The 13322-nt window shown below is 66.2% G+C and carries 9 protein-coding genes; 7 read left to right on the forward strand and 2 right to left on the reverse strand.

What is annotated here, in order from left to right; translation table 11 throughout:
* Positions 1-58: 58 nt before the first annotated feature.
* The gene (locus ACIGJE_RS11610) at positions 59-1687 is read left to right on the forward strand and encodes an alpha-D-glucose phosphate-specific phosphoglucomutase (RefSeq protein ID WP_415084314.1); all 1629 of its coding nucleotides are present in this window, start codon (positions 59-61) and stop codon (positions 1685-1687) included.
* Between the two features lie 136 nt (positions 1688-1823).
* On the opposite strand, the gene ACIGJE_RS11615 is transcribed toward ACIGJE_RS11610, so the two are convergent.
* Positions 1824-2765 (reverse strand): lysophospholipid acyltransferase family protein, encoded by a 942-nt coding sequence (locus ACIGJE_RS11615; protein WP_483680130.1) that lies wholly within the window; start codon positions 2763-2765, stop codon positions 1824-1826.
* Positions 2766-2963: 198 nt separating this feature from the next.
* Between ACIGJE_RS11615 and glgX the strand changes: the two genes are divergently transcribed.
* The 3 genes from glgX to ACIGJE_RS11630 are packed head-to-tail and all read left to right on the forward strand — an operon-like array spanning position 2964 to position 8247.
* On the forward strand, positions 2964-6800 hold the full coding sequence (gene glgX, locus ACIGJE_RS11620; protein ID WP_483680132.1) for a glycogen debranching protein GlgX: 3837 nt from the start codon (positions 2964-2966) through the stop codon (positions 6798-6800).
* A 2-nt stretch (positions 6801-6802) separates the two neighbouring features.
* Complete coding sequence (locus ACIGJE_RS11625) at positions 6803-7246, forward strand: hypothetical protein (RefSeq protein ID WP_483680134.1); 444 nt, start codon at positions 6803-6805, stop codon at positions 7244-7246.
* A 50-nt stretch (positions 7247-7296) separates the two neighbouring features.
* Positions 7297-8247, forward strand: coding sequence for a LysR family transcriptional regulator (locus tag ACIGJE_RS11630; protein ID WP_483680136.1), 951 nt, complete (start codon positions 7297-7299; stop codon positions 8245-8247).
* Here ACIGJE_RS11630 and ACIGJE_RS11635 read toward each other — a convergent pair.
* Positions 8198-8926 carry an SDR family oxidoreductase gene (locus ACIGJE_RS11635; protein ID WP_311933411.1) on the reverse strand — a complete coding sequence of 243 codons (729 nt, stop codon included), beginning with the start codon at positions 8924-8926 and terminating at the stop codon, positions 8198-8200. The two genes, ACIGJE_RS11630 and ACIGJE_RS11635, sit on opposite strands and share 50 nt — an antisense overlap.
* Before the next feature lie 534 nt (positions 8927-9460).
* On the opposite strand from ACIGJE_RS11635, the gene ACIGJE_RS11640 reads away from it, so the two are divergent.
* From ACIGJE_RS11640 to ACIGJE_RS11650, 3 genes are all read left to right on the forward strand, one after another.
* On the forward strand, positions 9461-10105 hold the full coding sequence (locus ACIGJE_RS11640; RefSeq protein WP_483680137.1) for a CDP-alcohol phosphatidyltransferase family protein: 645 nt from the start codon (positions 9461-9463) through the stop codon (positions 10103-10105).
* Complete coding sequence (locus ACIGJE_RS11645; protein WP_483680139.1) at positions 10089-11849, forward strand: bifunctional alpha/beta hydrolase/class I SAM-dependent methyltransferase; 1761 nt, start codon at positions 10089-10091, stop codon at positions 11847-11849. Before ACIGJE_RS11640 ends, ACIGJE_RS11645 begins: the two co-directional genes overlap by 17 nt.
* A 115-nt stretch (positions 11850-11964) precedes the next feature.
* Positions 11965-13317 carry a phosphatase PAP2/dual specificity phosphatase family protein gene (locus tag ACIGJE_RS11650; RefSeq protein ID WP_483680141.1) on the forward strand — a complete coding sequence of 451 codons (1353 nt, stop codon included), beginning with the start codon at positions 11965-11967 and terminating at the stop codon, positions 13315-13317.
* Positions 13318-13322 lie beyond the last annotated feature (5 nt).

Raw genomic sequence — 13322 nt, forward strand, 5'->3', positions numbered from 1 at the left:
GCGCTGCTCCCATATGCTATCGATAGACCTTCGGATAAACCAGAACCGGAACCTCACTATGATCCGTACCGTCCCGACCCAACCCTTCGATGGCCAGAAGCCCGGCACGTCCGGCTTGCGCAAGAAGGTGCCGGTGTTCCAGCAGCCGCATTATGTCGAGAATTTCGTGCAGTCGATTTTCGACACGCTTGAGGGCTTTGCCGGCAAGACATTGGTCGTCGGCGGCGACGGGCGCTACTACAACCGCGAGGTCGTGCAGAAGATCCTCAAAATGGCCGCCGCCGCCGGCTTCGGACGCATCAAGGTCGGGCAGGGCGGCCTGATGTCGACGCCGGCCGTCTCGGCCGTCATCCGCAAATATGGCGCCTTCGGCGGCATCGTGCTCTCCGCCTCGCACAATCCCGGCGGGCCCGACGGAGATTTCGGCATCAAGTACAATATCGGCAATGGCGGTCCGGCGCCCGAGAAGATCACCGATGCCGTCTTTGCCCGTACCAAGTCGATCAGCGAGTTCAAGATCGCCGACGTGCCCGATATCGACATCGACAAGCTCGGCGAAACGGCGATCGGCGATACCATCGTCGAAGTGGTCGATCCCGTCACCGATTATGCCGAGCTGATGGGCAAGCTCTTCGACTTCGATGCCATCCGGGAGCTGTTCAAGTCCGGCTTCACCATGCGCTTCGATGCGATGTCGGCCATCACCGGCCCCTACGCCCGACGCATCATCGAGGACCAGCTGGGTGCCGCTGCCGGCACGGTGGTGAACGCGACACCGCTGCCCGATTTCGGCGGCCATCATCCCGATCCCAACCCGGTCAACGCCAAGGAGCTCTACGATCTCATGATGGGGCCGAACGCCCCCGATTTCGGGGCGGCCTCGGATGGCGACGGCGACCGCAACCTCATCATCGGCCGCGGTATCTTCGTCACGCCCTCGGACAGCCTCGCCATCCTCGCCGCCCATGCCCATCTGGCGCCCGGCTATGCCAAGGGCATTTCCGGCATCGCCCGTTCGATGCCCACCAGCCTTGCGGCAGACCAGGTCGCCAAGGCAATGGGCGTGAACATCTACGAGACGCCGACCGGCTGGAAATTCTTCGGCAATCTACTCGATGCCGATCGCGTCACCATCTGCGGCGAGGAAAGCGCCGGTACCGGCTCCAACCATGTTCGCGAGAAGGACGGGTTGTGGGCGGTGCTGCTCTGGCTCACCTTGCTGGCCAAGCGCCGCCAGCCCACGCTCGACATCGTGCGCGAGCATTGGGCCAAATATGGGCGGAACTATTATTCTCGCCACGACTACGAGGCCGTGCCGACCGAGGCGGCCAATGCAGTGATGGAGGCGATCCGCTCGCAGATCCCCAGCCTGCCCGGCAAGAGCTTCGGCGCGCTGAAGGTGAAGTCGGCCGACGATTTCGCCTATCACGATCCCGTCGACGGTTCGGATTCGAAGAACCAGGGCCTGCGCGTGCTGTTCGACAACGGCTCGCGCATCGTCTACCGCCTCTCCGGCACCGGTACGGAAGGCGCGACCTTGCGCGTCTATCTCGAGCGCTACGAGGCCGATCCTGCCCATCATGCCATCGAGACGCAGGCCGCTCTCGCCGATGTCATCGCCGTCGCGCGCCAGCTCAGCGGCATCGCCGAGAAGACCGGCATGGCCGAACCGAGTGTGGTGACCTGAAGGGAGGCCGCCCTTCTCCCCTTGCGGGAGAAGGTGCCGGCAGGCGGATGAGGGGTCGCGCTACCCTTTGATAGCTCGGCACGACCCCTCATCCGGCACTTCGTGCCACCTTCTCCCGCAAGGGGAGAAGGAAACCCTACACCCGCGGCGCGCAGAGCTTCGGCTGGTTCAGCACCGCCGGCTCGAGAAGGCCGGCAGCGATGCGCTTGGCGGTGCGGTCATCCCTCAGCTGGCCCGCCAGGGCATAGGTACGACGCATCAGCTCCAGCGCGACCGCCTTGCGGTCGGTGGCGGCCGCGAAAGCCGTACCGTCGATGGGATCGCCGATGGCGATCGGCAGGATCGTGCCGATACGGTCGCGCACCTCCTTGAAGATCAGGGACAGCCGCAGGGTCTGGTTGAGATGGCTGGCGATCTGGAACAGGCGGCTGTTCTGGCCGCCGAAGAAGATCGGCACCACCGTGGCCTTGGAGCGCTGGATCAACTGCACGGTGAAGGGCTGCCAGGGAGCGTCCATGGCGGGGCGCCGTCCGAGCTTGTCGGGTGAGGTCGAGACACCGCCGGCCGGGAAGACGATCACGCAGCCGCCGCGGTCGAGCAACCGGCGTGCTTCGGCGCGGGTGCGCAAATTGGTCTGCATCGCCTCCTCGGTCTCCGCGAAATCGACGGGCAGCAGGAAGGCCTGCGTTTCCGGCGCATGCAGCAGCACGGCATTGGTGAGGATGACGAAATCCTGGCGGACCAGGCCGATCAGCCAGGCGATGGTGATGCCGTCGAGCACGCCATAGGGGTGGTTGGCGACGATGACGCAGGGCCCCGTCTTTGGAATCTTGTCGAGCTGGGTCCTGTCGAACTGGACGTCGAGCCGGAGCTGGCGGACCGCTGCGGCAAAAAAGCTCTCGCCGGCCACCGGATTGCGCTGGTTTTCGAGGTAGAGACGCTTCAGCCGAGGCTGCCCCGTCACCTTCTCGATGGCCCGGATCAGGGCCTGTTTCGGCTTGGAAAAGGTGGGGTCCGCATAGGTGAACTGGACGACGTCCGTTTCGGCCCCGGCTGGGTCGGCAATATGGCGAACCATGGTTTTCCTTCGGGCACACGATCGCGCCAGGACGTTCCTACAGCAAAACGCGCGACAAGGACATTGGTCGGCGACGATTCAGCCGCAATGGATAGCGGACAGAAATTTCGCCGCATCCTGTCATCTAGTCTTTGCGTTTTGATCGTCCAAGATGTCAGGAAAGTACGACAGGCATTCGACAGTCGAGGCAAGGACCGTATGGCACGTTCAAGCATGGCGAATCCCGGTGCGGCAGCTCCGCTCGGAGCGAGTTGGATCGGGGAAGAGGTCAATTTCGCCGTCCACGCTGCCGAAGCCGAACGCATCGAGCTGTGCCTGTTCGATGCCGATGGCACCGAGAGCCAGCGAATCCTGCTCTCGGGACGCGACGGGCCGGTGCATCACGGCCGCATCGGCGGCCTTGCGGAGGGACAGCTCTACGGGCTGCGCGCCCATGGTCCCTGGCGCCCGGAGGAGGGGCTGCGCTTCAACCCGGCACGCCTGCTGATCGATCCCCACGCTGTCAGGCTCGTCCTGCCGGAGGGCATGACCTCTGCTTTGCCGATAAAGGGCGCACAGGGTGTGGACGATATCGTGCTGGACGAAACCGACACTGCCGCGATCATGCCGAAGGCGGTGCTGGAGCGGCCCGCGCCGGGCAGGACCCGCCCTTCCGGTGTGAGGCCCGAGAGCCGCATCATCTATGAAGTCCATGTCAAGGGCTTCAGCCAGGCTCATCCCGGCATCCCGCCCGAGCTGCGTGGGACGGTGGCCGCGCTGGCCCATCCGGCTGCGATCGCCCATTTCACCGAGCTCGGCATCACCACGCTCGAATTGATGCCGCTGGCCGCGGCGATCGACGAGCGCCATCTCGAGCCGCTCGGGCTGAGGAATTATTGGGGCTACAATCCCGCTTGTTTCCTGGCGCCCGATCCGCGGCTCGCCCCCGGCGGCATGGCCGAGATCGCCGATACGGTGGACCGGCTGCACGAGGCTGGCTTCGAGGTGCTGCTCGACGTCGTCTATAACCACACTTCGGAGAGCGACGAGCGTGGCGGCACCCACTCGCTGCGCGGGCTCGACAATCGTTCCTATTACCGGCTCGCCGACAATCCGCGTTTTTATGCCAACGATACCGGCTGCGGCAACACGCTGGCGCTCGATCGCGAGCCGGGGCTCGGCCTCACCCTCGCTGCCCTCCGGCATTGGGCGGAGATCGGCGGCTTCGACGGCTTTCGCTTCGATCTCGCCCCGGTGCTGGGGCGCCGGCCCGATGGTTTCGACCGGCAAGCGCCCTTGTTTGCCGCCATTGCCGCCGACCCCGTGCTGAGCACGCGGCTGATGATCGCCGAACCCTGGGACATCGGCCCCGGCGGCTACCAGCTCGGCCATTTTCCGCAAGGCTGGGCGGAATGGAACGATCGCTACCGAGACGACGTCAGGCGGTTCTGGCGCGGCGACGGCGGCATCGGCGCGCTGGCGACGCGACTGGCCGGCTCCTCGGATCTGTTCGACCCCGGCAGCCGCCGCCCGAGCGACAGCATCAATTTCGTCGCGGCCCATGACGGCTTCACCCTGGCCGATACGGTGAGCTTCGCCGGCAAGCACAATGACGCCAATGGCGAGGGCAACCGCGACGGGCATTCGGGCGAGGTGAGCTGGAACGATGGCGCCGAAGGCCCCAGCACCGCGCCGGAGATCGTATCGCTCAGGCGCAGCCATGTCCGGGCCTTGCTGGCGAGCCTCCTGCTGTCGCGGGGCACGCCGATGATCGCCATGGGCGACGAACTCGGCCGCAGCCAGCGCGGCAACAACAACGCATATGCCCAGGACAATGCCATCACCTGGATCGATTGGGCCAGTGCCGATCGCTCCCTGATCCAGTTCGTGGCGAGCCTGACGCGCTTGCGCAGATCGCTGCCTCTGGTGACGGCGGATCGGTTCCTCACCGGCAAGCCCCATCCCGACGATGGGGCAGATGGGCAGCCCGACGTGACCTGGCTCGGGCCGAGCGGCCAGCCTTTGCAGGACAATGAATGGGGCAATCCGGCTTTGCGCAGCCTCGGCATGGCCCTGGCAGGACCGGATGGCTCTAAAGCGCTGATCTGGTTCCATGCGGGCGCCGAGCCGCTCTATGCCCGGCTGCCGGATCTTGCACCCGGGCTGGCCTGGCGGCTGGCGCATGTCAGCGACGAATACCAGGCCTTCGCACCGCCGGCCCTCTACGGCGCCTTCGACATCATGGAGCTTGCGCCGCGCTCGGTCGGCGTGTTCATCGCCGAGCCGGGGCGTGCGCCGCGCCGGGATGGCGACGCGCCGCCCGAAGTGCTCGAGCTTCTGGCCAAGGCGGCAGGCATCGCGCCGGAGTGGTGGGAGGTTTCGGGCCGCCACACACTGGTCTCCGGAGACACCAAGCGCGCTCTGCTCACCGCCATGGGCCTGCCCCATCACTCGCTCGCCCAGGCACGCGAGAGCCTGGAGCATCTACGCTCGCTCGCTGCGCCCGTCGAGAACCGACAAGCCAAGGCCTTTTTGCCGCCGATGCTCGCCGATGGCGGCAAGCGCTTCGGCCTTTCCGCCCAGCTCTATACGCTGCGACGGCAGGGGGACCAGGGCGTCGGGGATTTCCGCACGCTGGAGGTTTTGGCCAGGGACGCGGCCGGCAAGGGCGCGAGCCTGATCGCGCTCAACCCCTTCCATGCCATGTTCCCCTCCGACCGGCAGCGGGCCAGCCCCTATCAGCCCTCCGACCGGCGCTTCCTCGATCCGGCCCTGATCGCCCTTGACGCCGTGCCTGAACTGGAAGGCCGGCTCACGGTCCCGCCACCGGCCGGGCGTTTCATCGATTGGCCCGAAGTCTGGCGCCACAAGCGGGCGGCGCTGGCCCAGGCTTTTTCGATCCTGACTGAACGCCCTGCGCGCTTGGCTGCCTTACGGGCCTTCCAGATGGCGGGCGGCGAGGCGCTGGCTCGCTTCTGCCTGTTCCAGGCGCTGGAGGAGCAGGCCGGGTCGAGCGCGATCCCGGCGATGTCGACGGCGGCCCTGCCCCCCGACCTGCAGCATGCCGCCGATTTCGCCGGCTATCTGCAATTCCTGGCGGAGGAGCAGCTTGCCGCGGCCAGCCGCGGCGGCCTTGCCATCGGTTTTTGCCGAGATCTCGCCGTGGGAGCGGCGCCGGATGGCGCCGAGGTCTGGACGGCACCCGATGCCTTCCTGAAAGGGGTCTCCGCCGGAGCTCCGCCCGACCCCTTCTCGGCCAGCGGCCAGGTCTGGCATATCCCGCCGCTCGATCCGGTCGCTCTGCGCCAGAGCGGTTTTGCCCATTACCGCGAACTGCTCGCCGCCAATATGCGCCATGCCGGGGCCCTGCGCATCGACCACGTCATGGCGCTGACCCGGCTCTTCGTGGTGCCCGATGGTGCGCCGGCCAGCGAGGGCGCCTATCTGACCTATCCGCTCGAAGGCATGCTGGCGGTGCTCGCCGAGGAGAGCCAGCGCCATCGCTGTACGGTGGTGGGCGAGGACCTCGGCACCGTGCCGGAGGGCCTGCGCGAGCGGCTCTCCGAAGCCGAGCTCTATTCCTATCGCGTATTGTTCTTCGAGCGGGACGGCGGAGTGTTTCGCCGGCCCGATCTTTATCCGGCCGCGTCGCTGGCCTGCGTTGCCACGCACGACCTGCCGACCTTGCGCGGCTGGTGGAGCGGCGCGGACATCGCACTGGAGCGCACGCTTGGCCGGCCCGTCGCCGAGGACGCCGAGGCGGTGCGCGCCGAGGACAGGCAGGCGCTGCTGCAGGCCGTCGGCAGCGAGGAGAGTGCGTTGACGCCGGCTCTCGTCGGCGCCATCCATGGCTTCCTGGCCTCTGCTTCCTCGGGCCTCGTCGCCGCGCAGGTCGAGGACCTTGCCGGTGAGGTCGACCCGGTCAACCTGCCGGGGACCGATCGGGAATATCCCAATTGGCGCCGCCGCCTCGACCTCGATGTCCACGCCATGCTGGAAACCGACGAGGCCAAGGCGGTGTTCGAAGCGATGCGGCAGGCGGGACGGGCAGAGTAGCCATGGCGCTGACCGGCAAGCAGCATGAGAGAAGCCTGGCGCTCGGGGCCCTGGTCAGTCCCTGGACGGTTCCTGCCGGCCTTCCACTCCTGTTTGTCGTGCTGGATCTCCTGGCCGGCGGGCAGGACGGCATTCCCGACTCTCAGATTGCCGGTGTCTTTGCAGCTTTTCTGATGTTTGGACTGCCTTTCACCTACGCCGTCACCTTGATCCTGGTGATGCCGGTGGCCTTGTGGCTGCGGCGCAAACAGAGTTTGTCGAGCGCAAGATTGTGCCTTTGGTGTATCCTGCTCGGGCCGATCACGATGTATGGCTACGCTTGGCTGCTGGGAGGAAGGCCGGGAGAACTGCTGGAACCGGAGGGCTTGTTGCTGTCTGCAGCGTATGGCCTGGCCTCCGGCATCGTCTTCTGCCTCGTATCGGGCATCCGTCTTGTGGCCCGCTGAAGCGCGTTCGGGACTCTGCTGCATCATTCGAGACCGAGGCCTGAAACACCATGCATTCCAGATTGCTCAAGACCTTTCTCGCCGTTGCCCGCCATCGTAATGTCACCCGGGCAGCCGAGGCGGTGCATCTGGCCCAGTCGAGCGTGAGCGACCAGATCCAGGCGCTGGAAGCCGAACTCGGTACGCCTTTGTTCACGCGTTCGCGGTCGGGCCTGCAACTGACGGCCGCCGGAGCGGCGCTGCAGCCCTATGCCGAGGAGATCCTGACGCTGACGGAGGAGGCGCGCGGCGCCGTGGCCATGACGGTGGGGCAGGAGCGCGGAGCGGTATCGATCGGCGCCTTGGAAACGATTGCGGCCGCTCGTCTGCCGGCCTGGCTCTCGCGTTTCGGGCAGGCCCATCCTGAAATCGTACTTCGCTTGTCCGTCGCGGGTACGGGCGACCTCCTGCGCAAGCTGGAGGATGGCGAGGTGGACGTCGCCTTCTGCTTCGACAATGGCGAGTTCGACGAGCGTTTCGCCAGGCGTGGCGTTTCCAGAGAGCCGCTGATCCTGATTGCGCCGGCCGGCGAACCGCCGCTGCCGGCCGATGAAGGTCTGTCCATGCTTGCCACAAGACGGTTCGTCGTGACGGAGATGGGCTGCGTCTACCGCCATCTGTTCGATGCGGCTTTTGCCACCGCCGGGCTTGCGGCACCCAAGCTCGCGGCCGAAGCGGGCAGCATCGGCGCGATTGCCCGGCTGGTGGCGGCCGGAACGGGCCTTGGCCTGGTGCCGCGCCTGGCGGTCGCGGAGACACTCGCGCGGGGCGAGGTCATCGAGCTTTCCTGGCCGGCCCCGGCCCAAGCTGCCAATCTCGCCGCGGAGCTGGTGATGATCTGGCGCCGGCGGCGGGTGCAGCCGCCGGCCTTGAAGTTGCTGCTCGCCTCGGCGAGCACCGGGCTCGACGCACTCAGACCAGGCGGTGCCCACCCTCGACATGCAGAACCGATCCTGTCGTGAAGCCGTTGCCCATCACGAAGGCCAGGGCATCGGCGATGTCCTCAGGCCGGCCGACCCGGCCGACCGGCAATTTCCTGGCCATGGCTCCCAGGGTCTCGTCCTTCCTGTCGCCGGCGACGAAGGCCCAGATCGGGGTATCGACCCAACCGGGCGACACGGCGTTGACCCTCAAGGGCGCAAGCTCGACCGCCAGCGCCTTGACCAGCCCCTCCAGGGCGGCATTGACGGCGGCGACCGCTGCGCCCCGCGGCAGGGGACGATAGGCGGCGATACCGGAGACGAAGGTCAGGGAGCCGGACGGTGCCAGCGTCCCGGCGCCATGCTTGGCCAGGAGGAGGGCCCCGTAGACCTTGCTCTCCATGATTCTCTGGACGGCCTTCAGGTCGAGAGAGGGCAGAAGCGCATAGGCGCCTTCGATATCAGCCGCGGTACTGACGATGTGATCGAGCCGGCCGATGTGCTCGAACAACGCTGCGACCTTGTGTTCCCGAGTGATGTCGGCAGAAACGGTATCGAGAGCGTCGGCGGCACCGAGGCTCGAGCGGGCCTGGGCCAGTCTCTCCTCACTCCGTCCGACGATGACGACCCGCGCACCGGCATCGAGGCAACGCCGTGCCAGTGCCAGGCCCATGCCGGAACCGCCGCCGGCGATAAGAATTCTCGATTTTGCAAGACTCATGATGAAGCGTTTCCTTTCGATGCCGATGAACCTGCGCATGGGCATCCCAGATCGGCGACGGCCTGGAAAACGGAAGAAACCGATAGTGCCATCGAGGTTTCCGATGGCAGAGCTGTGCTTGACGGGAAGGGAAGACGGACGAGACGTCCGTGGGCGCTAAGATAAGGGGTTGGGCGAGATGAGGCGGTTGGAGATCGAGCTCGACATATGAGCCCCCTCGCCCCGTTTACGGGGAGAGGATGGAGGTGAGGGGCTACGGAAGGCGTCAGTTTGTGAGGTCGCGCCGCCCCTCATCCTTACCTTCTCCCCGTAAACGAGGCGAAGGGGTGGCCGGCCTCTCGCCTCTCGCCTTATCTTAGCGCCTATGGACGTCTCGTCCGCCCTCGAAATCACCATGCATGCCTGCGAGAACCCTGTTTTCGGGGCGTGGCCGGAAATTCCATGCACCGGTACGTGCGGGCTGATCGGTCGGGTTGCATGAGGCTCGCCGGCTGAGCCATGATAGCCGGCTAAACCGCGAATCTGGACAGTCCCGTGAGTCTCTATGCTCTCAAGCCTCGTTTTCAGGCCCTTTTGCGCCCGCGCGTCACGCGGCTGGCCGAGCGGGGCACGACCGCCAACCAGGTGACGCTGGCGGCGGCGGCGGGCTCTCTCGTCGTTGGTCTCGGTGTGGCCTGGCTCTCGGACCTGCGCATCCTCTTCCTGCTGTTGCCGGTCTGGCTCGCCATCCGCATGGCCCTCAATGCCATCGACGGCATGCTGGCGCGGGAATTCGGCCAGAAGAGCCTGCTCGGCGCCTATCTCAACGAGATCGCCGACGTCGTCTCCGACGCCGCGCTGATCCTGCCTTTCGCCACCCTGCCGGTCTTTGGGCCGTTCTGGACCGGCGCGGTGATCGTGCTGGCCGTGACCAGCGAGTTTGCCGGCGTGATGGGGCCGATGGTCGGCGCTAACAGGCGCTATGACGGCCCGCTCGGCAAGAGCGACCGTGCTTTCGTGTTCGGCGCACTCGGCCTGTGGGTCGGCCTCGGCCTGCCACTGCCCGGCTGGTTCGGCTGGATCATGCCGCTTGCCGTGCTTTTTCTCACACTGACCATCGTCAATCGTGTGCATAAGGGCCTGCGTGAAGCCCGCGCCAAGCAGGCCGATGACGGCAGGAGTCATGATGCGTCCCTCTGAGACCGGTTTTTTTCGCAGCCATGACGGTGTCGAGCTGTTCTACCGCCATTGGCCGGCCCTCAATGCCCCCGCCAAGGGCGCGGTCGTGCTGTTCCATCGCGGGCATGAGCATTCGGGGCGCATGGCGCATCTGCCCGATGAACTCGCCATGCCCGATTATGAGTTCTTCGCCTGGGATGCCCGGGGCCATGGCGACTCGCCCGGCGAACGTGGCGATGCCCCGAGTTTCGGCGCCCTGGTGCGCGATGTGCAGAGCTTCATCGACCATATCGGCGCTGCGCATGGTTTCGCGCCCGCCGATATCGCCGTGCTCGCCCAGAGCGTCGGGGCCGTCGTCGCCTCGGCTTGGGTGCATGACTATGCGCCCAGGATCCGTGCTTTGGTGGTGGCCTCTCCCGCCTTCAAGGTGAAGCTCTATGTGCCCTTCGCCCGGCCGGGCCTGAAGCTGTGGCAGGCCTACAAGGGTAATTTCTTCGTGCAATCCTATGTGAAGGCCAGGTTCCTCACCCATGATCTCGAGCGCCAGGCCTCCTTCGATGCCGATCCCAAGATCACCAGGGCGATCTCGGTGCGCATCCTGCTCGGTCTCTACGACGCCGCGCGGCGGGTGGTCGAGGATGCCCGGGCCATCACGGTGCCGACCCAACTCCTGGTTTCCGGCGCCGACTGGGTGGTGCATCACGGGCCCCAGCACCGTTTCTACGAGAATCTGGGATCGGCTACCAAGGAGCGGCACGTGCTGCCGGGGTTCTACCACGACACGCTCGGCGAGAAGGACAGGGCGGTGGCGATCGGCCATGTCAGGCGCTTTCTCGGCGAGCGCTTCGCCGCGCCCCTGGAACGCACCGTCCTCACCGAGGCCGATCGCCAGGGCTACACCCGCGACGAAGCCGACAGGCTCGCCTCGCCCCTGCCGCTCGCCTCGCCGAAGGGCCTCTACTGGGCGGGCACCAGGCTCGGGCTGAAGGCGACGGGGCTGGTCTCCGACGGCATCAGGCTTGGCCATGAGACCGGCTTCGATTCCGGCTCCACCCTCGATTATGTCTATCGCAACACGCCGTCGGGGCGTTCGGCTCTCGGGCGGTTGGCCGACAAGAACTATCTGGAGGCGATCGGCTGGCGCGGCATCCGCCAGCGCAAGCTCCATGTCGAGGAATTGCTGCGTGTCGCCATCGCCCGGCTGCGGGAAGAGGGGCGGCCGGTTTCCATCGTCGACATCGCTGCCGGCCATGGCCGCTACGTGCTCGAAGCCCTGGAGGCGGAAGGCGTCTCACGGCCGGATTCGATCCTGCTGCGCGACTACAGCGACATCAATGTCGAGGCGGGCGGGCGGCTGATCGCCGAAAAGGGCCTCGCCGACATCGCCCGCTTCGTCAAGGGCGATGCCTTCGATGCGGCCAGCCTTGCCGGCATCGAGCCCAAGCCCACTCTCGGGCTGGTTTCCGGGCTCTACGAGCTCTTCGCCGACAACAACCTGATCAAATGGTCGCTGGGCGGCCTTGCCGCCGCCATCCCAGCCGGAGGCTATCTGATCTATACCGGCCAGCCCTGGCATCCGCAGCTCGAATTCATCGCGCGCGCCTTGACCAGCCACCGCCAGGGGCAGGCCTGGGTGATGCGCCGGCGCACGCAGGCCGAGATGGACCAGCTCGTCGAGGCTGCGGGCTTCGAGAAGCTCGAACAGCGTATAGACGAATGGGGCATCTTCTCGGTCTCGCTCGCTCGCCGCAAGGCCGTGTCATGACCCCTGTTTTGGAGCGCGGACTTCCAGTCCGCTCTTGGAAACGCCCTGCTGATGGGAAGGGAAGAAGCGGACAGGATGTCCGCGCTCCAAGGGACTTCCGGCAAGAGGTATCGTCATGACCATGGCAATACCGGCAAGGCCTGCCGATGGCGGGCGCTCCGACAGGCGCCCTTGGGGCAGGGCGCTTGTCTGGCTCGCAGGCCTCGGCATCTTCTTCTATTCGAGCTATGGCCTTGCCAACTACCTCGCCGACCAGCGCGCCTTCGTGCCGTCCATCGTGTTCGGCTGGGAACACGGCATGCCGTTCCTGCCCTGGACGATCATTCCCTATTGGTCGGTCAACCTGTTCTATGCCGCCTCGCTGTTCGTCTGCACTAGCAGGACGGAGCTGGACACACTGGGGCGCCGGCTGCTGACCGCACAGGTGATCGCGGTCGCCTGTTTCCTCCTCTTTCCGCTGCGCTTCAGCTTTGCCAAGCCGGAGATCGGCGGCGGCCTGTCCGGCTTCATGTTCGATGCGCTACTCAGCTTCGACAAGCCCTACAACCAGGCGCCCTCGCTGCATATCGCGCTCCTGGTGATCCTCTGGGTGCACTACGCCAGCCATCTGCCGGCCTGGGCCCGGTGGTTGCTCCATCCCTGGTTCGCCCTGATCGGGCTTTCCGTCCTCACCACCTACCAGCATCACTTCTTCGACATACCGACCGGTGCCTTGCTCGGCCTGTTCTGTCTGTGGCTGTGGCCCGATGAGATGGGCGTTCCCTCTCCCCCTCCGGGAGAGGTTAGAAAGCGTCGAAAGCTCGCCGCCTATTATGGTCTGGGCGCCCTGGCTCTTGTCGTCATCGGCATCGGGGTCGGCGGCTGGGGGCTGTGGCTCTGCTATCCGGCGGCATCGCTCGCCTTTGTCGCGGCGAACTACCTCTGGCGCGGGGCGGCCGGTTTCCAGAAACGGGGCGACGGTTCGATGCCGCTGGCGGTCCGGCTCCTGTTCGCGCCCTATCAGCTCGGGGCTTTCCTCAATTCGCGCTGGTGGACGCGCCGCCAGCCATCCGCCGGCGAAGTCCGTCCCGGGATCTATCTCGGCCGTATACCCTCGCGCCTCGATCGCGCACCGGGGAGCTATGGCAGCGTTGTCGATCTTGCCGCCGAACTGTCCGCCTGGCGGGGCGTGTCGACGCGTGCGGTGCCGATGCTCGACCTGATAGCGCCGCAGCCGGCAAAGCTGGTGGAGGCTTCGCAAGCGATCGAAGCGGCGCGCGGCAAGGGCACGGTGCTGGTGTGCTGCGCACTCGGCTATTCGCGCAGCGCCGCGGCGGTTGCGACCTGGCTGCTCGCCGGTGGGCAGGCGCAAACGGTGGACGACGCGGTTGCGATCCTACGTGCCGTCCGCCCGCGAATCGTGTTGGGGTCCGAGGCGCAGGCCGCCATCGTGGCGGCCGCCAAACTGGTTGATGTCCAAAGTGATTGAAGTCC

The organism is Labrys sp. E2SS-1L, assembly GCF_057073705.1.

What these genes read in the sequence shown, in the direction of transcription:
- ACIGJE_RS11610 (WP_415084314.1), top strand. Translation starts at nt 59, where the DNA reads ATGATCCGTACCGTCCCGACCCAACCCTTCGATGGCCAGAAGCCCGGC.
- ACIGJE_RS11615 (WP_483680130.1), bottom strand. Translation starts at nt 2,765, where the DNA reads ATGGTTCGCCATATTGCCGACCCAGCCGGGGCCGAAACGGACGTCGTC.
- glgX (WP_483680132.1), top strand. Translation starts at nt 2,964, where the DNA reads ATGGCACGTTCAAGCATGGCGAATCCCGGTGCGGCAGCTCCGCTCGGA.
- ACIGJE_RS11625 (WP_483680134.1), top strand. Translation starts at nt 6,803, where the DNA reads ATGGCGCTGACCGGCAAGCAGCATGAGAGAAGCCTGGCGCTCGGGGCC.
- ACIGJE_RS11630 (WP_483680136.1), top strand. Translation starts at nt 7,297, where the DNA reads ATGCATTCCAGATTGCTCAAGACCTTTCTCGCCGTTGCCCGCCATCGT.
- ACIGJE_RS11635 (WP_311933411.1), bottom strand. Translation starts at nt 8,926, where the DNA reads ATGAGTCTTGCAAAATCGAGAATTCTTATCGCCGGCGGCGGTTCCGGC.
- ACIGJE_RS11645 (WP_483680139.1), top strand. Translation starts at nt 10,089, where the DNA reads ATGATGCGTCCCTCTGAGACCGGTTTTTTTCGCAGCCATGACGGTGTC.
- ACIGJE_RS11650 (WP_483680141.1), top strand. Translation starts at nt 11,965, where the DNA reads ATGACCATGGCAATACCGGCAAGGCCTGCCGATGGCGGGCGCTCCGAC.